Raw genomic sequence first — 22,745 nt, 5'->3', positions numbered from 1 at the left:
TGGTGGTGGGGCGCCGGTCCGGTCCGGATTCGGGACGTTTCGGACCGGACCGGCGCGCTGTGTGCGAGAGGGAAAGAAAGGAGGGCTGTCAGCTCATTGACCAACTGGTGCTGGTGCCGAACTGGCTGTCGAAGTCGGAGCGATCGATCGTCTCGTCCGCGAGTTCCGTATCGGACCCCGCGTCGACGGTCGTGGAATACGAATCGGTCACGGTCACGGTGATATCGCTGTCGCCGGAGACCACGGTCTTGCCGTTCGCGACGATCGTCACCGTATCGCCGTTCTCGTCGACGATCTTGCCGCCGGACGCGACGTTCAGCGCGGAGATCGTCGTGTCCTTCGTCACGACCCACGTCGACGTGCCGTCGACGTTCACGGTGATCGGCGCGTCGCTGGTCTTGCCGTTCGTGGCGGACGAGTTTTCAGTGATCGACGCTGCGCCGGTCCACGTCGAGCCTTCCAGCAGATACAGGTCGACCGACGAGATCGTGTCCGCCGTCACATCGCCCTCAAGCGTCTGGTCACGCCCGGTGAACGTGACCGTCGCGCCGTTCGAACCCGCCGAACCCCAGTTGTTGGAGTCGTTGCCGGACGCGTTGATGAGCGTCGCCTTGCTCGTATCGAAGTCGAGTGTCGTGTTGTTCAGCACCACGTCGGCGGTCGTGTTCGTGAAATAGAACATCGAGCCGGACGTGATCGCGGACTTGAGCGTGGAGTCCTTCGCTTGGAACGTCGCGTGCTCGCCGGTGGAGCTTTCCGCGTCGCCGGACGTGGACTGGTAGATGATCACGCCGTTGGCGATCGGGTCGGAACCGGTTTTGCCGGTGTTCGTGCTTTCCAGCGTGGAGTTGCTGATGAGGATCGTGTTGTAGCCCTCCATGCCGGCGATCTGGCTGCCGGACGCGGTGCCGGTCACGTTGTTGACTTGCACGTCGCCGGTCGAGTACAGCAGCGGCGAGCCGGAACCGGCTGTCGAAAGCGTCGAATCGGTGACGGATACGCTGCCGCCGCCGCGGTCGGTCGCCGCGGTCGCGCTGTGGTCGCCTTTGGTGCTGGCCGTGACCTTGCCGGCCAGAATCGTGCCGGAGTAGGTCGCGTCGAGCGCCCGCGAATTGTCGGACGTGGTGCTGATCGTCGTGTTGTAGACGAGCGCGGTACCCGAGTCGGTGGCGAACACGCCGTTCGAGCCGGAGCTCGACGCGGTGAGTTTGCTGCCGGAGATGACGGTTTTCGATCCGTCGCCGACGGTCAGCGAGATCGAGTTGGTGCCGTAGAAGTTGTTGTTATCGGCGTTGTCGGAATCGCCGGATTTGGTGAGCGTGGCGTTCTCGATGGTGAGCGTGCCGCCGTTCTGGGCGAGGGCCGCGTTCTGGTCGGATTTGGTGGCCGTCGTGTCGTCGGAGGAGGTGACCTCCTTGCCGTCGGCGGTGAGCGCGGCGGAATAGGAGCCGGTGTAGTCGTAGCTCATGGTGTTCGCGCCGCCCATGCCACCGGGCGGGGTGCCCATGCCGGTCTGGGACTGGCTGGAGGAGGAGTTGTGGTTGACGATCGCCGCGGCGCCGGCTCCCGCCACAAGTCCGGAGCCGAGCGCGACGGCTGCGGCTAGGGCGACGAGCTTGCGGGTGACGATCACCGGGGCGACTGCGGCAGTGCGCTTGTTCCTGTTCATGGTGTCATCCTTTCGCTTGTTTGGATGACTCCTATTGAACGGCCGTTTCCGAAAGGACCCCTGCAATGTCGCGAAACATCGCCTCCAAGCCTTGGAACAACTCGCTGGAGGTTTTCTGGGCGCTTCCTGAAAGCGATGAGGCGCGTCGGCGTGTCGCCGGTTGTACTTCGAGCGCTCGAAGTTCCTAACGTTGATGCCGTCGCTGGAATTGATGCGGAACGCGCCGTCGCGATTCCGGCAAGATGCAGGATACACGCGGAATACGCAATGCAAGGAGCATGACATGAGTGAAACGATGAAGGCCGCGATTTTCGTGGAACCGGGCCGCATGGCCGTCGAGGAAGTGCCGAAGGCTCGCCTTGAGGCCGATACGGACGCCGTGGTGCGCATGGTGCGCACATGCGTGTGCGGGTCCGACCTGTGGTATTTCCGGGGGCTTTCCCCGCATGAGCGCCACGCGCAGATCGGTCACGAGGGCATCGGCGTGGTCGAGGAGGTCGGTTCGGCCGTCACGTCCGTCAAGCCGGGCGATTTCGTGATTCTGCCATTCCCATACAGTTGCGGCGTGTGCCCGGTGTGCAAGGCCGGTTTCGAGTCGTCCTGCCCGCACGGCGGCTACTTCGGTTCGAATCAGGCCGAATACGTGCGTGTGCCGCAGACCGACGGCACGATCGTGAAGATTCCCGGCAAGCCGGAGGATTACGACGATGCGACGCTCGCCTCGCTGCTGACGATCTCCGACGTGATGTCGACCGGCTACCACGCGGCCGCGTCCGCGGAAGTCAAGCCGGGCGACACGGCGGTGGTGATGGGCGACGGCGCGGTTGGCCTGTGCGGCGTGCTGTCCGCGAAGATGCGCGGCGCGACGCAGATCATCGCGATGAGCCGCCACGAGGACCGCGCGGCCGTCGCCCGCGAGTTCGGCGCGACCGACATTGTGGCCGAACGCGATCAGGCCGCGATCGACAAGGTGCTGGCCATGACCGACGGCTATGGCGCGGACGCCGTGCTCGAATGTGTCGGATCCAAGCAGTCGTTCGACACGGCGATGGGACTCGTGCGCGCCGGCGGCGTGATCGGCCGCGTCGGCCTGCCGCACTATGCCGAAATCAGCGCCGAGGGCACGTTCGGCCGCAACATCGGCGTCAAGGGCGGCCCGGCCCCGGTGCGTCACTACGATCTGCACGCCGGCCTGCTCGACGCGGTGCTGAACCACGAGATCAACCCCGGCCGCGTGTTTACCGGCGAATACGATCTCGACCACATTCAGGAAGCCTACGAGGATATGGACGCCCGCAAGGTCATCAAGTCCCTCATCCGCTTCTGACCGCGGTCCATTCGCGTTGTTGGCTGAGAGGCATGAAAACGACATTGCGCGACGCGCAATCCAGTGTTTCCGGCGGCAGCCATCTGCCGTACCCAAATGGTTGCAACGCTCCCCAGTGCTGGCGGTAGCTCTCGGCCCCCTCGGCTGAGGGGGCTCCCGGCGAAGCCGGGTGGGGGAGCGTCGCGGCGCCACGCGCCGCCAACAACACAGCATCGCGCGCAGCGCGATTCCAATACAACAGGCATGCGCGCCATACACACCAAAATACGAAGAGCTTGAAAACGGGTAGCGGGAAAGTCGTTTCCTATCGGCTTCCCCGCCACCCGTTATGCTGCGCCAATTGATTGAATGCGTAACGGTCAGAGGCTGTTCAGCCCGTCGGCCAGACGGCCGATGCCCTCGCGCAGGCGTGTGCGGGGGCATGCGACGTTGATGCGGATGAAATCGCGGCCGTTGCCGCCGAACTGGGCGCCGGGGGAGAACAGCACCTTGTGCTCGTCCTTCAGCCAATCGCACAGGCCGTCCGTATCAGCGAAACGCTTCCCTTCGCCCACGAACGCAGCGCAATCCAGCCACAGCAGGTACGTGGCCGGGCCGCACACCAGCGTGACGCGACGGTCGGTCGGCTCGGATGCGTTGTAGTCGTCGATCATGCGCGCGGTCTCGCGCTTATTGCCGGCCAGATACGCACGCAGTTCGTCCAGCCACGGTCCACCCTGGCTGAACGCGGCGATCGTCGCGTCCATCGCGAACGCGTTCGGCTCGGCGACTTCATCCGTGTTGAGCCCGCGCCACACCTTGTGTCGCAACGTCGGATCGGGCACCATCACGGCAGCCGTATGCAGACCGGCGATATTGAACGCTTTCGTCGGCGCCATGCACGTCGCCGAAATCGCCGCGCACCGCTCGTTCACGGACGCGAACGGCACGTACGAGACGCCCGGTTCGGTCAGATCGCAGTGGATCTCATCGCTGATCACCGTGACGTGATGCTCCCAGCACAACTCGCCGATGCGGGAGAGCGTGTCCCGATCCCAGATCATGTCGGTCGGATTGTGCGGATTGCACAGGATCATCAGCGAGGTCTGCGGGTCGGCAAGCTTCGCTTCCAGATCAGCCCAGTCGATCGAATAGCGGCCGGCCTCGCGATCGTAGGCGAGCGGCGCTTCAAGCGCGTTGCGGCCGTTGTTGAGAATCGAATTGAAGAAAATGTTGTACACCGGCGTCTGGATGACCACGTTCTCGGCCGGCGTAGTCAGCTTGCGCACCATGCTCGAAATCGCTGGCACCACGCCCGTCGTGAAGATCAGCGAATCCGGGTCGATCGCAAGCCCGTGCCGCGAACCCCACCAGTCGACGTACGCCTGAGCCCAAGCGTCCGGCACGATCGAATAGCCGAACACGCCGTGATCAAGCCTGCGCCGCAGCGCCTCGCGGATCGCCGGCGCGGTTTGGAAATCCATGTCCGCGACCCACATCGGCAGCGCGTCGCCCGCCTCCTCCCATTTGAGCGAATATGTGCCCGAACGGTCCACCGGAGTATCGAAATCGAACATGCTGCCACACCTTAAACCATGCTGGAACGTCAGTTTTTCCACGACAAAGCATAGCAATGCGGAACGATTCAACCCGGAGAGTAACCCGTTGTGCGCGGGGCGTGCGGCGCACACATGGCCGGGAGCGTGATCGGGAGTGGGACCGATTGTCGGATGGCTTGTGAAAAGACGGATTCTCCAACGTTGTTATGCGCATGTGCGTTGGAGTGGTGGGCATCTCGCGACGTGTCACGATGCCTGCTTTTAGAATGGTGGGCATGAACGGTCTGCAGGGGAACGGCGGCGGCAAGCCGCAGGCGATCGAAGTACGCGGGGCGCGCGTGCACAATCTGAAGAACATCGACGTGGACGTGCCGCTGGGGGAGATGGTCGGCATCGCCGGCGTGTCCGGTTCGGGTAAAAGTTCGCTGGCGCTGGGCGTGCTGTACGCGGAGGGCTCACGGCGATACCTTGAGGCGCTGTCCACGTACACGCGTCGCCGGCTCACACAGGCCGGTCGCGCGCAGGTCGACGACGTTCGGTACGTGCCGGCGGCGCTCGCCTTGCACCAGCGGCCGGCCGTGCCTGGCATCCGCTCCACGTTCGGCACGATGAGCGAACTGCTCAATAGTCTGCGTCTCCTGTTCTCCCGCTGCGCTGCGCACGTGTGCCCGCACTGCGGCACGCGCAACGAGCCCACGATCAACGTGGCCGCCGATCTGCCAATCCGTTGCGCCTCCTGCGGCCGGCAGTTCCGCGCGCCCGGCGCCGAAGACCTTGCGTTCAACTCCGGCGGCGCCTGCCCCGCCTGTTCGGGCACCGGCATCGTGCACGAAGTGAACCGCGCCGCGCTCGTGCCCGACGAAAGCAAATCCATCGACGACGGGGCCGTATTGCCATGGGGATCGCTCATGTGGGATCTCATGAAGCAAGTGTGCGGCGCGATGGGCGTGCGCACCAACGTGCCGTTCCGCGAACTCACCCCCGAAGAGCGCGACATCGTGTTTAACGGGCCAGCCGTCAAAAAGCACATCCTGTACCGGCCGAAAAAGGGCGACGATTTCGCCGAACTCGACTTCACCTACTACAACGCCGTCTACACGGTCGAAAATGCGCTCGCCAAAGCCAAGGACGAAAAGGGGCTCAAGCGTGTGGCTCGGTTTCTCAAGGAAACGCCGTGCCAGGACTGCGGCGGCACGCGGTTGAATGCCCGCGCAAGAGCTCCTCAGGTGTGCGGCATCAACCTCGCGCAGGCGACCGCCATGACCCTGGACGAGGCCGTGGCGTGGGTACGCGGCGTGCCGGAGACGATGACTCCCGACATGCGGCAAATGGCCGCGAACATCGGTGAATCCTTCCTCGACACGGCGAAACGACTGCTCGAACTCGGACTCGGCTACCTGTCGCTCGACCGCGCCGGCGCCACGCTGTCCACCGGCGAACGCCAGCGCGTGCAGCTCGCCCGCGCCGTGCGCAACCGCACCACGGGCGTGCTGTACGTGCTCGACGAACCGTCTATCGGCCTGCACCCGTCGAACGTGGACGGCCTGCTCGGCGTCATGCGCGATCTGGTCACGGACGGCAATTCGGTCGTGGTGGTCGACCATGACGTGCGCGTGCTCAAGGCCGCCGATCATCTCATCGAAATGGGCCCGGTGGCGGGCGCCGGCGGAGGCCATGTGATTGCGCAGGGCACGGTCGGCGACGTCGAAACGACTCCTGGCAGCCGCATCGCGCCGTTCCTTGCTGAAGACCGGCCGAAACGGGTGCGTCCGGCCACAGACGAGTCGCGCATGTTCGATCTGGGGCGCATCCACCTGGAAACCGGACGCCTGCACACGGTCAGGCCGCTGTCCGTGGACATTCCGCGAGGCCGGCTCGTGACGGTGACCGGCGTGTCTGGCTCCGGCAAAACCACGCTGGTATTGGAAACGCTGATCCCTGCGCTCAAGGCCCGCGCGGCCGGCGAACCGCTGCCCGCGCACGTGCGCGCGCTGGACGCTGACGGCATTCACCGCGCGAACCTCATCGACGCGACGCCGATCGGTGCGAACGTGCGCTCCACCGTCGCCACGTACGCCGGCATCCACGATGAACTGCGCCGCGCGTTCGCCCGCTGCGACGAAGCCAAACAAGCCGGCTATAAGGCCGGTGACTTTTCCTACAACACGGGCAGACTGCGTTGCCCGACCTGCGACGGCACCGGATCGATCTCGCTCGACGTGCAGTTCCTGCCGGACGTCGACATCGAATGCCCGGACTGCAGGGGCTCCCGCTACGCGCCGACGGCCGGACGCATTCACCGTCGAGGCAAGGACGGGCGGGAGCTCACGCTGCCTCAGCTCATGGCGATGAGCGTGGACGAGGCGATGGACGCGACCGGCGACCTGCGCAAGGTGCACGCCGGGCTGACCACCCTGCACGACCTGGGACTCGGCTATCTTACGCTGGGCGAGCCCACGCCCGCCCTGTCCGGCGGCGAAGCGCAGCGGCTCAAACTCGCCGGCGACATGGGCAAAGCCCAATCGGACGCGGTGTTCGTGTTCGACGAACCGACCATCGGCCTGCACCCGCTCGACGTGCGCGTGCTGCTCGGCGTGTTCGACCGGCTGGTTGCCGCCGGCGCCACCGTGGTGGTGATCGAGCACGATCTTGACATGATCGCTAACGCCGACTGGATCATCGACATGGGCCCGGGCGGCGGCGAGGCGGGCGGCCGCGTGGTCGCTGTCGGCACGCCACCGGCGATTGCCCGGAACGCCGACAGTATAACCGGCCGATACCTGCGATAGCCGTTCCGCTGTGGATTCGTCCGCCGTCGGCGTATCCGGGCGGGTGGTAGAGTGGCGGCGTGGTTCAGATGCATGCGATCAAACGGGCAAGTGCGGACGCGAAATACCGGCAGATGACGGGCAGTCCGATCCGGCCGCTCATCCTGCGGCTGTGCATTCCGGCCGTCGTCTCGAATCTGGTCACCACCGCGTACAATCTCACCGATACGTTCTTCATCGGCCAGCTCGGCACCGCGCAGTCCGGCGCGATCGGCATCGCGTTCTCCATCATGACCATCCTGCAGGCCATCGGCTTCTTCTTCGGCAACGGCGCGGGCAACTCCATGAGCCGCGAACTCGGCAAGCAGAACAACGATCGTGCCGCGCGCCTGCTCGCCGTCGGCTTCACGGGCGCGGTCGTGTGCGGCGCGACCGTCGCCGTGATCGGGCTGATCACGCTGCATCCGCTCGTCGTCATGCTCGGCTCGACGCATACGATCGCGCCGTACGCCGTGCAGTATCTGACGCCGATCCTCGTCGCCGCGCCGTGCGTATGCGGCTCGTTCGCGCTCAACGGCCTGCTGCGCTACCAAGGACAGTCCGCGTTCGGCATGATCGGCCTCGTCACCGGCGCGCTGCTCAACTTCCTGCTCGCCCCCCTGTTCATCTTCGTGCTGAATCTCGGCATTTTCGGCGCCGGACTCGCCACCGGTATCTGCCAGACCGTCAGCTTCGTCATCCTGACCACCATGAGCCGCAAGTTCGGCGTCATGAAACTCTCGCTGCGCAACTGCCGGCCGGACGCGCTGCTCATGCGCGAGATCGTCGGCGGCGGCCTGCCCTCGCTCGTGCGCCAGGGCGCGGGCTCGATCGCCACGACCTGCGTGAACATCGCCGCCAACCCGTTCGGCGACGCGGCCATCGCCGGCATGGCCATCGTCATGCGCATCATGCTCGGCGCGAACTCGGTCATCATCGGTCTCGGCCAGGGCTTCCAGCCGGTGTGCGGCTACAACTACGGCGCCGGGCTGTACGGGCGCGTCAAGGAGGCGTTCTGGTTCGTGATCCGCCTGTCGACCGCCGTGCTCGTCGTCATCGGCGCGTTCGTCTGGCTGTTCGCGCCGCAACTGGTCGAGATCTTCCGCTCCGACCCGGCCGTGGTGGAGGTCGGCGTGGCCGCGCTGCACTTCGAATGCGTCACCGTCGTGGTCAACGGCGTGAACATGATGGGCAACATGATCACGCAGACCATGGGCAAGACCGGCATCGCCTCGTTCCTCGCCGTGTGCCGCATGGGCCTGTTCCTCGCGCCCGTCGTGCTGATCCTGCCGCAGTTCCTCGGCGTGCTCGGCGTGGAGATGGCCCAGTCCGTCTCCGACATCCTCTCGTTCGCCGTCACCGTGCCGGTGCTGCGGCGTCTCCTGCATGACGATCTGCGCGAGACGGGACGCTGACGTGCGGTCGGTGCGCGGTTGTCCTCGCGTCGCCGTGCGGCTGCCGCGATCGGCCGGCGCCTGATAGACGGTCATAAGCAACGCCTATAGTCGCGCGGCGTTGCGTGCGGAACCGCGCCGGTAAGCTGTCCCGTAACAAGTTTGCGTGGAGGACTTCGATGACACTGGAACTGCTCGACTGGCATGATGGGGATCTGCTGGCGGCGCCCGTGTTCGACGCGCTGAAGGGGCTGGTCGAACACGGTACGCCCGAAAGCAAGATTCTGGGCGTGACGATCAACTCTGACGAGGAGTCGGACACCGACCTGTGGTGTCCGAAATATGGAATCCCATTTGAACAAACCGGCAACGTGGTCGTCGTGCACACGCACAAGACGCGCAAGGCGCCGCCGCAGTTCGCCGCGGCGTTCGTCACCGCGGACACGCGCGCCGACCTCAACGGCGTCGTCAAGCGCACGCTGGAAGTGAGCAAGGTCAGCTTCGCGCCCATCGCCGACGCGGTGGAGGCCACCGGCATGGAATCCGGCGGAATGTCGCCGATCGGACTGCCCGAAAGCTGGCCGCTGCTCGTCGACCAGCACATCCTGTCGATCCCGAAGTTGTACCTCGGCAGCGGCATCCGCCCGTCGAAGCTCGTGGTCGACGGGTCGATCTTCGACGACATCCCCGGCGTCACGTTCGTGGCCGGACTCGGGCACCCGCGCGGCTGACCGGGCAAAATCGGTCGGAACCGGCGTCATAATGCCTTTTGTCGCGAACGGTCCCATGTGAACGTTCACTTGTCCGCGGGGTGAACGATGGGGGTTGAGTCGGTAACATGCTGTCGATATACTGCCCGCTATGTCCGATAAGAAAGAAGAAGTGCGGCCCACTATGCCGCTTGTCCCGGGAGACGAACCCGGCCGTCCGCTCGTCGAGCTGACCCACGTCGAAAAGCATTTCGGCGACCTGCACGTCCTCAAAGACATCAACCTGACCGTCAACAAGGGCGAGGTGCTCGTCGTCGTCGGCCCGTCCGGCTCCGGCAAGTCCACGATGTGCCGCACCATCAACCGCCTCGAAACCATCGACTCCGGCGACATCCGCATCGACGGCAAGCCCCTGCCCCAAGAGGGCAAGGAGCTCGCCAGCCTGCGCGCCGAAGTCGGCATGGTGTTCCAGTCGTTCAACCTGTTCGCCAACAAGACCATTCTCGACAACGTCACGCTCGCGCCCGTCAAGGTCCGCCACATGGACAAGAAGGAGGCCGAGCGCCTCGCCATGGACCTGCTCGACCGCGTCGGCGTCGCCACGCAGGCGAATAAGATGCCGTCCCAGCTCTCCGGCGGCCAGCAGCAGCGCGTCGCCATCGCCCGCGCCCTCGCCATGAAGCCGAAGGTCATGCTCTTCGACGAGCCGACCTCCGCGCTCGACCCGGAAATGGTCAACGAAGTGCTCGACGTCATGGTCGAACTCGCCCACGAGGGCATGACCATGATCTGTGTGACGCACGAGATGGGCTTCGCGCGCAAGGCCGCGGATCGCATCGTGTTCATGGCCGACGGCCAGATCCTCGAGCAGAACACGCCCGACGAGTTCTTCGAGCATCCGCAGACCGACCGTGCCAAGGACTTCCTGTCGAAGATCCTCACCCACTGACCGCCCGATCGCAAGATCGCACGATCGCACAGCGACAGCGGAACACCTGAGGAAGCAACTGAGGGAAGCATTATGACATTCAGACCAAGCATCAAACGCGCCGCCACGCGCGTCGTGGCCGCCGTGGCCGCGCTTGCCTGCGCGTTCTCGCTCGCCGGATGCGGTGAGGACGAGGCAGGCAAGATCCGCATCGGCATCAAATTCGACCAACCGGGCCTCGGCTTCAAGAAGTCCGGCACGTACGTCGGCTTCGACGTGGACGTGGCCAAGTACATCGCCAAGGAGCTCGGCTACTCCGAGGACGAGATCATCTGGAAGGAAGCCCCGTCCAAACAGCGCGAGGCCATGATCCAGAACGGCGATGTGGACATGATCCTCGCCACCTATTCCATCACCGACGAGCGTAAAAAGGCCGTCTCCTTCGCCGGACCGTACTTCGTGGCCGGCCAGGACCTGCTCGTGCGCGACGACGACCACTCGATCAACGGCCCCGAGGACCTCGACGGCAAGCGCCTGTGCTCCGTGACCGGCTCCACCTCCGCGAAGACCGTGAAGGAGAAGTTCGCGTCCGAAGTGCAGCTCATGGAGCAGCCCGGATACGCCGAATGCGCGACCGCGCTGTTCTCCGGCATCGTCGACGCGGTCACCACCGACGACATCATCCTCGCCGGCCTCGCCTCCGCCTCGCGCGGCAAGCTGCGCGTCGTCGGCAAGCCGTTCACGCAGGAATACTACGGCGTGGGCATCAAGAAGGGCGACGTGCGCCTCGCCGCGCGCATCAACGCCGCCATCGAGGACATGATCCAAGACGGCGCATGGCAGCGCGCCATCGAGGACAACACCAAGGGCACCTCGTACCAGCCGAACGCGAAGTACAACCCGCCGGAACCGACCGAAGGGGAGGCATGACATGAACGGATTCATGCAACTGCTCCAAACCTACGACGTGCTCGGCGCGTTCCTCGTCAACATCGAACTGACCCTGTGGAGCGCCCTGTTCTCCACCGTGCTCGGCGTGATCCTCGTCATGATGCGCATCTCGCCGATCTCGTCGCTGCGCGCCGTGGCCGGCGCGTACGTCGAACTGTTCAAGAACCTGCCGCTGACGATCATCATGGTGTTCATGGTGCTCGGTGCATACGCGCAGTTGAAGCTCAGCTTCTCCGACACGTTCGCCACGAACTTCTTCTGGCTCGCTGTGACCGGCCTGTCGCTGTACACGGCCGCGTTCGTGTGCGAATCTCTGCGTTCTGGCATCAACACCGTGCCGATCGGCCAGGCCGAAGCCGCACGCGCGCTGGGACTGAACTTCATGCAGGCCGCGACGCAGATCATCCTGCCGCAGGCGTTCCGCGGCTCCGTCGCGCCGCTCGGCAACACGCTGATCGCGCTGCTCAAGAACTCGACCGTCGCCGCGGCCGCGTCCGTGTCGACCGAAACGTCGTCGCTCATGAGCGAAATGATCGAATTCCGCCCGGACGTGATCGTGCAGATCTTCCTGATCTTTGCGTTCGGCTACGTGATCCTGATCATCCCGATCGGCATGCTCACCACGTACCTGTCCAACAAGCTCGCGGTCAGGAGGTGACCCGCCATGGCTGATACTTCGAATTCCGTGCTCTTCGACGCGCCCGGTCCCAAGGGCCGCCGCACCATCCGCATCGCCAACTGGGTGGCGGGCATCCTGTTCGCGATCGTGATCGTGCTCATCCTCATGCGCCTGCACAATCCGCCGGACGGCGAGAACCAGCTGAGCTGGGAGCTGTGGAAGCCCGCGGTCGAACGCGAGGCGTGGACCGATTTCTACCTGCCCGGTCTGTGGATGACCGTCAAGGCCACCGTGGTGGCCGTGGTCGGCGCCGTCGCGTTCGGCCTCGTCTTCGGCGTGGGCCGACTGCTGCCGAACCCGGTGTTGCGCGCGATCGCCGCCGTGATCGTCGAATTCTGCCGCGCCGTGCCGGTGCTGCTGCTCATGATCTTCTTCTGGCGACTGTTCGCGTTCGCCGGCATGGACAGCCCCTCGTACTGGGCCGTCGTGCTCGCGCTTGTGCTGTACAACGGTTCGGTTGTGGCCGAGCTGGTGCGTTCCGGTGTCGGCAACCTGCCGAACGGCCAGCGCGAGGCGTCGCTGGCGCTGGGCCTGACCGAAACGCAGTCGCTCATGCAGATCGAGGTGCCGCAAGCCGTGTACGCGATGCTACCGGCCGCCGTCACGCAGCTGGTCGTCGTGTTGAAGGACACGGCGCTCGGTTCGATCATCATGTACACCGACCTGTTGCAGGAATCGCGTCGACTCGGCTCGATGTACTTCAACATCCTGCAGACGCTCGTCATGGCCGCGGTGATCTACTTCATCGCCTGCTGGCTGCTGTCGCGTCTGGCCGAATGGCTGCCGGCGCGCATGCAGCAGCGCACGGCCGCGCCGGCCGAACCCGAGCCGGTCGCGCCGATCGCGATCATGGACCCGTCGAACGTGAACCAGATCGCCGTCGCGAAGGAAGTCAAGGAACTGCCGCTCGGCGGCACGCCGCGCCAGTACCACGTGCACCATCGCGGCACGAACGCGTCCATCCGCAACTGGCGCAAGACGCGCTACGAACAGGGTTACGACGAGACGCACCCCGAGTCGCAGGTCGACCCGGCCACCGGCGAATTCCCCGCGCTCGGCGGCAAGGGCAAATCGAAGAAGCCGGGCAAGGTCGGTTCGATCGACAAGTCCAAGTCCGGCTCCGGCAAGGGCGAGGACAAGGCGGGCAAGCCCGACGCGATGCCGAAGAACGAGGCCGTGTTCAACCACGGCAATGATGTCGGCAAGGGCCACACCAATCCGGAAGGCCACCAGAGCCATCCGGGCATCGGGCCGCACCGGCCGAAGATCTGACCGATCCGATAGACCCGATCGGATGGCCGACTGAGCGATTCGATCCGATGACAGCAAGCAAGGGCGGGCGTCGATCCTTACGGGGACCGGCGTCCGCCCTTTATAGTGCGCGTCGTCTGCGCGGATACGATCTGCACGGACTGGCGCGAATCATCCGCGATCTGCCCGCCTTCCCCGGACGAACCGACGCGTCGACGGATCTACGCGTCGACGGACTTACGCGCAGTCTCCGGTGAAGCTGATGTCGCGCGCAAACTGCAGACGGATGTTGCCCATGCCGTTGGCGTTCGGGTCGATGTCGCCCGGCTGCGTCGACGCGATCGTGAGATTGCGGAACGTGATGTCATGCGCCGGATGCTCCGCGTCGAATCCACACACCTCGATGTCTCGCCCCTTGCCGCGCGCGTCGCTGGCTGCCGGGAAGCGGTCCTCGATGCGCACGTTGTCGAACAGCATGTCCTCGAACTCCGGCACGTGGCCCGAATCCTCGCCGTCATCGTTGTACGGCACGCCGTGCAGCTGGATGTGCGAGAACGTGCTGTCGTATGCGCGCACGTCGCGCACGTAGCCGCCGCGCTTGCGCGTCGCCTTGATTTCTAGGCCGAACGACGTGCTCGACATGTCGCAGTCCCAGATGCGCACGTTCGCGATGCCGCCCGACATTTCTGAACCGAGCGTGATGCCGAAGCCGAACGTGGCACGGCAGTCGAAGATGCGGATGTTCCGGCACGGCCGGTTGATGACGTTGCCTTCCGGATTCTTGCCGGATTTGATCGCGATCGCGTCGTCGCCCGTCTCGAACGCGCAGTCGAAGATCGTGCAGTCCTCGCACGAGTCGGGATCCCAGCCGTCGCCGTTGAACACGCCCTTCGAACGGAACGTGCAGCCGTACGTGACGATGTGGTCGCTGTAGATCATGTGCACGTTCCAGCTGGCCGACTGACCGAGCGTGAGTCCCGCGATCGTGACCCGGCTCGCATTGCTCATGTTGATCAGCCGCGGCCGTACGCGTCCCGGCACCGTGTCGTCGCCGTCCGGGCGGCCCACCGCGGCCGGTGCCGTCGACCGCCCGTCGCGGATGCGTTGCTTCTCCCGGTCGATCACGTTGCGCATGAGTTCGCGGCCGCCGCTCAGGATTGCGCCCTCGCCGCGGATCGTCACGTCGGTGACGTTGGCCGGGCCGTCGTGGTCGAGTTCGCCGATGTTGATCAGGCTCGACAGGCAGTTCATTTCGATGCCCTCGAACCAGCTGCGGATGTACGGCTCGTAGTCGGCCGGATCCGTGGTGCCCTGCAGCGTCGCGTCCTTGGAAACGACGAGATCGGTGTGCGAGTGCATGCGCAGTGCGCCGGTCAGGAACGTGCCGGCCGGAATCACCACGACGGAGTCGGCGTCGCAGTTGTCCAGCGCCTGCTGGATGGCCGCCGTGTTGAGCTTGCGCCCGTCGCCGACCGCGTAGTACGGGGGCTGGGTGACGTCGATCACGCGTTTGACGGCGGTCGTGCGCGCCTCGACGCTCGCCAGACCGTGGAAGCGGCCGGAACCGTCGGCGTCGAGCCGCACGGCGACGCGGTACGTCTGCGACGGCTGCAGGCCGCGGATCGTGCAGTGTGTCACGGTCGTTTCGCGTTCCATCTCGCCGTTGACCATCACGCGGTAGTGTCGCTTGGCGCCGGCGTCGTCCGGCCGGTCCCACCAGACCGTCAGCGAATCGTGCGTCGCTGTGTACTGCAGCATTGCATCAGCCATGTATGCCTCTTTTGCGTTCAGCGTGTCCGGGCCGGTGAAGCCCGTTGTTTCATGCGTGGTTACGTTATCAGCATTGAATGAACCGAGGGCAAACTGTTGCCACGGTTTGCCGAAACTTCCGCTGAAATCGGTGATCGGCCCAGTCATTGGCCGGGAATCGTGCAATCGGCGCGCAGTCGCATGATTCCCGGCCTCCGTCGATGAATGGACCGCCGCACCGTCAGCGGGCCACGCGCTCGCGCAGGCGCGCCGCCTCGGCCGCGGTGATCGGCAGGATCGAGCCGTGGCGCTTGACGAGCGTGCCGAAATCGATATTCTCGGTCAGCCACGCGGCGCCCGTCGCATCGTCCAGATCGGTCGTGGAGAACATGATGTAGCCCTTGGACTCGCGGAACTGGTCGCACATAAGCCCCCACGTCGGCGTCGGCTCGCCGTTCGCGTCCGGTCGCCAGTCGGCGCGGTTGCGCAGGAACAGTTCCGGGCCTTCGAGCTTGCCGAACCAGTCGCCGTCGGGGAACAGGCCGTCCACGGTCGCGATGCTTTGCCAGCGGTCGGCGCGGCCGGTCGCATCGTGGCCGATCGACGGCGCGTACAGGTCGGAGCACGTTTCGAGCGGAATGCCACCTTCGGTGGAGGACGCGCGGTAGAAGCGACCGTTTGCGGCGATCACCGTCGTGTCGAGCGCGGCGCCCGTGTAGTCGATCCACTTGACCGGCTTGGTGAACTCGCGGAAGTCGCGCGTGGTGGTCATGTACATGTTCATCGAACCGTTCGGCTCGTCGGGTTGCAGATTCGTGGTGCTCATGTCCGCGCCGACCGCGAAGTAGACCGCGTACCAGCCGTGCTCCTCGTCCCAGATCGCCTCCGGTGCCCACGCGCAGCCGGCTCCCGGAATCGGCGAGGCAACGTCCGGGTACCACGGCTCGCCCCAGTCGACCAGATCGTCGGAATGCCAGACGGCCAGCCGCGTGCTGCCGTGGTTGATCGTGCCGTTCCAGCCGTGGCGGTGGTACACGCTCAGATCGGTGGCGAGAATCGTGAAGCCTGTGCCGTTCGGTTCGCGGATGATGTACGGGTCGCGCACGCCGTGTTCGAATTGTTCCGAACGCAGCACAGGATCGCCGTGAGCGCGCAGGTCATGCCAGACGCGGCCGTCGTGGCTGAGCGCGAAATACAGCTGTTCGTCGTCGGGGGACTGTTCGAATCCGGTGAAATGGACGAACAGATAGTCGGTGGTCGGGTCGGTCATGGCGTGCTCCTTTGCGTAGAGGTATCGTGAGATGGAACCGACGTTTATTATATCGTTACATATGACGGTTCGGCTCGATACGTGCGACAGATGGTACAACGGAAGACCTATGATGATGAAACCTGACGGGAGGCGGTATGACGGGCGGGATCGGACGGCACGGCGGTGGCGATGATAATGGTACCGGTGCAGCGGAAATCATGTCCGCATTGCCTTCATCGTCGGCTGTGTCCGCATCGCCGGCACCAACCGGGTCGCCGTCATTGTCAGCCGGCATCCCGAGAACTCCGCGGCGCGTCACCATTCGCGACGTCGCCGCGCTCGCCGGAGTGTCCCCGTCTACCGTATCGCGCGCGTTTGCACTGCCGGACCGTGTCAGCACGGCCACTGCCAAACGCATCTTCGAGGCGGCGGAACGACTCGGCTATCACGACGACCGCGTTGAAAGTCGTCCCTTGGGCAAACCGACCAGGCTTGTCGGCATCATCGTGCCGGACATCGCCAATCAGTTCTTCTCCACCATCATGCGCGGCGTGCAGCGCGAACTGCAGGGCGAGGGCATTTCGCTCATGGTCGCCGAATCGCAGGAGGACGCGCGTGCCGAACGCGAGGCGTTCGACCGTCTGGCCCCGTACGTCGACGGCATGGTGCTGGCCGGCTCACGCATGCCCGATGCGACGATACGCAAATGCGCGCAGACGCGGCCGCTGGTCGTCGTCAACCGCGAGGTGCGCGGCGTGCCCAGCGTGGTCGTGGACGTGCGCACCGGCATCGACCAAGCGCTGCAATGCCTGACCGACCACGGACACCGCCGCGTCACGTATCTGGACGGACCGGCCGCCTCATGGTCCGCAGGCGTGCGCTGGAAAACGCTCAAAGCCGCATGCGAACGGCGCGGCGTGACCGTGCGCCGCATCTGGCCGAATCTGCCCACCTTCGACGGCGGAGCGGCTGCGGCGGAACGCTGCGCCGCATCGCCTACCGACGCCGTCGTGGCTCACAACGACCTCATGGCGGTCGGATTCATGGTCGCCATGCGCGCCCGCGGCATCCGCTGCCCGGACGACTACTCGCTGCTCGGATTCGACGACGGCATGGTCGCGCGCATCTGCGATCCGGCGATCGCCAGCATCAACCTGTCCGTGCCGAAACTCGGCGTGTACGCGGCGCGCATCCTGTTGCGCCGCATCGCGGGAGAGCCGGTGCCGGACCTGATCACCGTCCCGTCGTCGCTGACCGAGCGCGCGAGCGTCGCCGACGTGCGGTGACGCGGCATGCGGCATGCATGACGGTTGTCGCGTGACGATCGCGGCATCATGCGACCGTTCGCAAATGCTGGCAACAAAAGACGGCGCGCGGGCGCGACGTTTCTACGATGACGTCATCATCGGCCGGCGATGGTACCGGCCGACCGGCCGGGCGCCCGCTCGGACGGCATCGCACGCACAAAGGACGGACCATGGACTTTCTCAACGACAATTTCCTGCTCACCACATGCACCGCGCACACCTTGTACCACGACTATGCGGCCGCTATGCCGGTTGTGGACTACCACTGCCACCTGCACCCCGAGGAAATCTATCTCGACCCGCATTTCGACAACATCGTCGAGGCGTGGCTCACCGACGGCTCCAACTACGGTGACCACTACAAGTGGCGGCTCATGCGCGCCAACGGCGTGCCGGAGGAACTCATCACCGGCAACGCCGACCCGTGGGACAAGTTCCAAGCTTACGCGGCGACCATGGAACGCGCCGTCGGCAGCCCCGTGTTCCTGTGGACGCACATGGAACTGCGCCGCTACTTCGGCATTACGGACACGCTCAACACGCGCACCGCGCGCGACATCTACGAGCGGACCAACGCCATGCTCGCCGGGCCGGACTTCACGCGGCGCGCCCTGCTGCGGCGCATGCACGTGGACACGATCTGCACCACCGACGATCCGACCGACGACCTCGCTTGGCACGAGCGGTTCGCGGCCGACGGCGGCGACACGTTCCGCATGCTGCCCGCCATGCGTCCCGATAAGGCGCTCAACCCCGACAAGCCCGGCTTCGGCGAGTGGGTGGAACGGCTCGAAACTGCGTGCGGTGACCGCGTGACCAGCTTCGACTCGCTCATGGCGCTGGTGGCGCAGCGCGTCGACTTCTTCCACGAACACGGCGCCCGCCTGTCCGATCAGGCCGCCGATCTGGTCACCTACGACGAGGCGACGCCCGCCGAACTCGACCATATTCTCGACAAGGCACGTGCCGGGCGGGAACTTGATGCGCTGGAGGCCTCGCAGTTCCGCACTGCGCTGCTGGTCGGGCTCATGCAGATCTTCGCGGCCAAAGGCTGGACGATGCAGCTGCACCTGCATGCGATGCGCAACGTCAACAGCCGCGGATTCGCCGGACACGGTCCCGACACCGGATTCGACGCGCTGAACGACCGGCCGGTCGCCGAGCCGCTCGCCCGCCTGCTCGATGCGGCGTCGCGGCGCGGGGGAGTGCCGAAGCTGCTCATCTACTCACTCAACCCAAACGACTACCTGCCCATCGCCACGGTGATGGGATGCTATCAGGGCGGCGGCGCGCGCCAGCGTCTCGCACTCGGCAACGCATGGTGGTTCAACGACACGAGAGCCGGCATCCGCCGCCAGCTTGAAGTCATGGCCGAGGAATCGCTGCTCGGCAACGCCGTGGGCATGACCACCGACTCGCGCAGCTTCCTGAGCTTCCCGCGCCACGAATTCTTCCGCCGCATCCTGTGCGAGCTGCTCGGCGAATGGGCCGAACGCGGCGAGATCCCGGACGACGAGGCATGGCTCGGCGGGCTCGTGCGCGACATCTCCTTCAACAACGCCAAGGCGCTGTTCGCGTGAATCCTTTTGGTCTTTCCGTACTTTTGGCCTTGTGATCTTTACGAGGCAGGTCTACGAGGCAGGTCTTCGCGAGGTTTTCGCGAGGTGATTCTGCCGGACCTTCTCCGTTTTGCTCCGCTGGGAGTGGTCTGAGCGGAGCAAAACGCCGAAGGTCTAGCAGGATTGCCCCGCTGGGCTTTCTGAGCGGGGCATTGTTCCGAAGGCCTGTCGGTTTTGCTTCGCTGAGAGGTTGCCTGGCGGGGTGAAACGGAGAAGGTCTAGCAGAATTGCCCCGCTGGGTTTCCTGAGCGGGGCATTGTTCCGAAGATCCTTCGGTCTTGCCCCGCTGGGAGTGGTCTGAGCGGGGCGATTCGCCGAAGGTCCAGTCGGAATACCCCGCCGGCAAGCCCAGCGAGGCACATCGGATGGATCTTCGGAAGAAGGAAGAAACCCCTGAGCGAGGCTGACGCCTACTCGGTGATGCCGTCCTTGAAGATGGCGATCTCGTGCATGCCGTAGCGCTCGTTGCGCGTGGGCGCCCCGTCGACCGCGGCCAGCACCGCCTCGATGAACCCGGGCAGCACGTCGTCCATCGGCTCGTCCAGCAGACGGCCCGCGTTGAAGTCGATCCAGCGCGCATGCTTGTCCGCCAGCGGCGTGTTCGTCGCGATCTTGAACGTGGGCACATACGTGCCGTACGGATTGCCCCGGCCCGTGGTGAACAGCACGATCTGGCAGCCGGCCGAGGCGAGCGCCGACGCCGACACCAGATCGTTGCCTGGCGACTGCAGGAGCGTGAGCCCCGGGCGCGTCGCCTGATGTCCGTAGGCGATCACGTCGGTCACCTCGCAGTGGCCGCCCTTGCGGATGCAGCCGAGCGACTTGTCCTCCAGCGTGGTGATGCCGCCTGCCTTGTTGCCCGGCGATGGGTTCTCGCCGATCGGCTGGCCGTAACGGCGGAAATAGTCCTTGAAATCCTTGATGAGCTTGACGATGCTGCGGAACGTCGCCTCGTCCTTCGCCTGATTCATGAGCACCTGCTCCGCGCCGAACATCTCCGGCACTTCGGTGAGCACCACGCGCCCGCCCTCGCGTACCAGAAACTCGGCGAACCGGCCCACTAGCGGGTTCGCGGTCACGCCGGACAGGCCGTCCGAGCCGCCGCATTTGACGCCCACCGTGAGCTCGCGCAGTCCGATCGGCTCGCGCCGGTCGCCGGCCGCGGCGTCGTTCAGCTCGTTGAGCAGTCGGGCGGCGGTCGCGTATTCGTCGTCCTCCAGCTGGCAGATCATGAACTTCACGCGCGCCGGATCATACACGAGCCCGTCCTTGAGATCGTCCACGGACGCCGCGGGGTTATCCGATTCCTCGCCGCAGCATGTCATTTCCGCTCGGAACTGTGGAATCTGATTGTTCTCGCAGCCCAAGCCGACCACGAGCACGCCGCCAGCGTTCGGATGCATGGCGATGTCCTGCAGAATGCGCTTGGTCATCGCGTGGTCGCCGCCCAGCTGCGAGCAGCCGTACGGATGATGCGCGATGATCACCGAGTCGAACGACCCGTTGCCCGGATGCGCACGTTCGAACGCGCGCGCGATGTTGTCGCACAGCGAATTGACGCAACCGACTGCTGGCACGATGTACAGGTCGTTGCGGATGCCGACCTTGCCGGTCGCGCGCCGATAGCCGAGGAACGTGCGGCCGGACGGCGCGCCGGGATGCACGCGGCCCGCGTCCGGCCGGTATTCGTACGTCAGGTCAGGACCGAGATTCGACTGGCAGTTGTGCGTGTGCACCCAGTCGCCCGGTTCGATCGTCGCTTTCGCATGTCCGATCGGATAACCGTATTTGACGATCGGATCGCCGGTCTCCATGCGCCGGATCGCGATCTTGTGCCCGCGCGAGACGTTTTCGCGTAGCGTGATCGGCACGTCGGCTCCCGGTATGCTCACGCGCTCGCCGGCGGCGATGTCGCGCGCCGCCACGACCACCGTGTCGTGTTCGTCCAAACGAATGACATCCATAATGACTCCCTTGTTCCCTGAACGCGTGATCGGCTACGCCAGACTGTCGATCAGCTGCTGCATACGCCCGTTCGCAATCGCCGTCACGTCGTCGGCCACCAGATTGGCCAGGCCGTCGATCGCGGTCAGATCCTCCGGCCACAGCGTGCGGTCGGCCAGTACCGTCGCGACATACGCGCGAACGTCGCCGTGCGTGGCAGCGGCGGACGAACGGAACCGCTCCAGCGTCTCCGGCACATCGCTGATCGCGACGGCAACCGGCGTGAAACCGCCGTAAACCGCCAGCAGTCCGGCGAGCGCCAGCACGGCACGCCGGGGTAGCCCGCGTCCGCGCCGCACGTTCTCCAGCACGATCGGCAATACGCGCGCCGCGTACTTCGCGGCCGAATTCAACGCGATCGAATCCAGCTCATGCCGCATGTGCGGGTTCGCAAACCGTTCGATCACCTGACCGGCGAACGTGCGCAACTCGTCGGCTGGCAACGACAGCACGGGAATGATCTCCTCGTTCATCTCCCGTTCGACGAACGCGTGCATGCGCGGGTCGGCCACCACCTCGCCCACGGTCGCAAAACCTGCCAGTCGCGCGACCAGCGCCATCGTGGTGTGCGGCGCGTTGAGCAGGCGCACCTTGCGCTCGCGGTACGGCCGCACGTCCGGCACGAGGATCGCGCCCACGCCAAGCCGGTCGACGGGGAACCGCTCGGTCACGGCGTTCCGTACGCGCTCGTCGCCGGCGATCACCCACGAGGCGAACGGCTCGGCCTTGACCATATTGTCGTCACGGTAGCCGAGCTCGCGCCAGATCGTTTCGGCATCGTCGCGCGGGAACCCAGGCGTGATGCGGTCGACGAGCGTGGACGCGAACACGTTGTCATGCTCAATCCACGCGATGAATGCGTCCGGCAGCGCAAACCGGTTCGCGCACTCGACGACCGCCTTCCGCAGCGCGTCGCCGTTCGCTTCGATCAGCTCGCACGGCAGCAGCAGGAAACCGGGCAGACCGCGCCGCCAGCGTCGTTCGAGCAGCAACGTGAGCTTGGCTGGAAAACTCGCCGGCGGGGTCAGGTCGGGCGTGTCATGGTCGTTGAGCGCGATGCCCGCTTCAGTGGTGTTCGACACGATCACCGACGCGTTCGGATCGTCGGCGAGCGCGAGGAACCGTTCCCAGTCCGTGTACGGGTTTACGGTCGCGCCGATCGAGTCGACGACGGTGCGGCTCTGCACGTCGCGTCCGCCCAGCATGCCGTCGAGCAGTACGGTGTACAGCCGGTCCTGCGCCTCGAGCGCTGCGACGCGGCCTCCGGCCAGCGGCTGCACGATGGCCACGTTGCCGTCGAACGAGGGCTCGCGTTCGTTGAGCAGCTGGACCATCCAGTCGACGAATCCGCGCAGGAAGTTGCCTTCGCCGAACTGGATGACGCGGATCGGCCGTGTGGCGGCTTCGCGCGTGGTCAGTCTGTGCGCGAGCACGTATCGCGCGTTGAGCTGGGGTGGTGTTGCCTCGGACGTGATATCGGTGGTACTGATGTTCTGGGAAGACTGTTGTTCGCTCATGCCGCCAGCGTAGGGACGCTGTGCGCCGGGCGGGTCATTTGTT

General features: G+C 65.3%; 16 protein-coding genes. 10 read left to right on the top strand and 6 right to left on the bottom strand.

Annotated elements, in window-relative coordinates:
* Positions 1-88: 88 nt before the first annotated feature.
* Positions 89-1,669, bottom strand: a complete 1,581-nt coding sequence (locus BBIA_RS01885; RefSeq protein WP_051923651.1) for a beta strand repeat-containing protein — start codon at positions 1,667-1,669, stop codon at positions 89-91.
* Positions 1,670-1,952: 283 nt separating this feature from the next.
* Here BBIA_RS01885 and BBIA_RS01880 point away from each other — a divergent pair, with 283 nt between their 5' ends.
* Positions 1,953-2,996 (top strand): zinc-dependent alcohol dehydrogenase family protein, encoded by a 1,044-nt coding sequence (locus BBIA_RS01880; protein ID WP_033492890.1) that lies wholly within the window; start codon positions 1,953-1,955, stop codon positions 2,994-2,996.
* Between the two features lie 359 nt (positions 2,997-3,355).
* Here BBIA_RS01880 and BBIA_RS01875 read toward each other — a convergent pair whose 3' ends face one another.
* Complete coding sequence (locus BBIA_RS01875) at positions 3,356-4,552, bottom strand: MalY/PatB family protein (protein WP_033492888.1); 1,197 nt, start codon at positions 4,550-4,552, stop codon at positions 3,356-3,358.
* A gap of 257 nt (positions 4,553-4,809) precedes the next feature.
* On the opposite strand from BBIA_RS01875, the gene BBIA_RS01870 reads away from it, so the two are divergent.
* From BBIA_RS01870 to BBIA_RS01840, 7 genes are all read left to right on the top strand, one after another.
* Positions 4,810-7,323 (top strand): excinuclease ABC subunit UvrA, encoded by a 2,514-nt coding sequence (locus BBIA_RS01870; RefSeq protein ID WP_033492886.1) that lies wholly within the window; start codon positions 4,810-4,812, stop codon positions 7,321-7,323.
* A gap of 59 nt (positions 7,324-7,382) precedes the next feature.
* Positions 7,383-8,756, top strand: a complete 1,374-nt coding sequence (locus tag BBIA_RS01865) for an MATE family efflux transporter (protein ID WP_033492884.1) — start codon at positions 7,383-7,385, stop codon at positions 8,754-8,756.
* Positions 8,757-8,914: 158 nt separating this feature from the next.
* A complete protein-coding gene (locus BBIA_RS01860; RefSeq protein ID WP_033492882.1) occupies positions 8,915-9,466 on the top strand; it encodes a YbaK/EbsC family protein in 552 nt (183 codons plus the stop codon).
* Between the two features lie 163 nt (positions 9,467-9,629).
* Entirely contained in the window at positions 9,630-10,394 is a 765-nt protein-coding gene (locus tag BBIA_RS01855; RefSeq protein ID WP_162834997.1) for an amino acid ABC transporter ATP-binding protein, read from the top strand.
* A 72-nt stretch (positions 10,395-10,466) separates the two neighbouring features.
* Positions 10,467-11,303: a glutamate ABC transporter substrate-binding protein gene (locus BBIA_RS01850; RefSeq protein ID WP_033492879.1), complete on the top strand. Its 837-nt coding sequence runs from the start codon at positions 10,467-10,469 to the stop codon at positions 11,301-11,303.
* Between the two features lies 1 nt (position 11,304).
* Positions 11,305-11,982 carry an amino acid ABC transporter permease gene (locus BBIA_RS01845; RefSeq protein WP_033492877.1) on the top strand — a complete coding sequence of 226 codons (678 nt, stop codon included), beginning with the start codon at positions 11,305-11,307 and terminating at the stop codon, positions 11,980-11,982.
* Positions 11,983-11,988: 6 nt separating this feature from the next.
* Positions 11,989-13,275, top strand: coding sequence for an amino acid ABC transporter permease (locus BBIA_RS01840; protein WP_238548402.1), 1,287 nt, complete (start codon positions 11,989-11,991; stop codon positions 13,273-13,275).
* 216 nt (positions 13,276-13,491) lie between these two features.
* On the opposite strand, the gene BBIA_RS01835 is transcribed toward BBIA_RS01840, so the two are convergent.
* Complete coding sequence (locus BBIA_RS01835; RefSeq protein WP_160268214.1) at positions 13,492-15,024, bottom strand: glycosyl hydrolase family 28 protein; 1,533 nt, start codon at positions 15,022-15,024, stop codon at positions 13,492-13,494.
* 220 nt (positions 15,025-15,244) lie between these two features.
* On the bottom strand, positions 15,245-16,273 hold the full coding sequence (locus tag BBIA_RS01830) for a glycoside hydrolase family 43 protein (protein ID WP_033492875.1): 1,029 nt from the start codon (positions 16,271-16,273) through the stop codon (positions 15,245-15,247).
* 137 nt (positions 16,274-16,410) lie between these two features.
* Here BBIA_RS01830 and BBIA_RS01825 point away from each other — a divergent pair, with 137 nt between their 5' ends.
* Together BBIA_RS01825 and uxaC are read left to right on the top strand one after the other, a co-directional pair.
* Positions 16,411-17,541: a LacI family DNA-binding transcriptional regulator gene (locus BBIA_RS01825; protein WP_051923649.1), complete on the top strand. Its 1,131-nt coding sequence runs from the start codon at positions 16,411-16,413 to the stop codon at positions 17,539-17,541.
* A 191-nt stretch (positions 17,542-17,732) separates the two neighbouring features.
* Positions 17,733-19,142: a glucuronate isomerase gene (gene uxaC / locus BBIA_RS01820; protein WP_033492873.1), complete on the top strand. Its 1,410-nt coding sequence runs from the start codon at positions 17,733-17,735 to the stop codon at positions 19,140-19,142.
* 449 nt (positions 19,143-19,591) lie between these two features.
* Here the strand turns inward: uxaC and BBIA_RS01815 are convergent, their stop codons facing one another.
* Both BBIA_RS01815 and BBIA_RS01810 read right to left on the bottom strand, forming a co-directional pair.
* Positions 19,592-21,145 carry a UxaA family hydrolase gene (locus BBIA_RS01815; protein ID WP_033492867.1) on the bottom strand — a complete coding sequence of 518 codons (1,554 nt, stop codon included), beginning with the start codon at positions 21,143-21,145 and terminating at the stop codon, positions 19,592-19,594.
* Positions 21,146-21,178: 33 nt separating this feature from the next.
* Entirely contained in the window at positions 21,179-22,702 is a 1,524-nt protein-coding gene (locus tag BBIA_RS01810; RefSeq protein WP_081891839.1) for a tagaturonate reductase, read from the bottom strand.
* Positions 22,703-22,745: the final 43 nt, after the last annotated feature.

This window comes from Bifidobacterium biavatii DSM 23969 (assembly GCF_000741165.1).
Taxonomy (GTDB): domain Bacteria; phylum Actinomycetota; class Actinomycetes; order Actinomycetales; family Bifidobacteriaceae; genus Bifidobacterium; species Bifidobacterium biavatii.
This window is presented reverse-complemented; position numbering and strand designations above follow the sequence as displayed.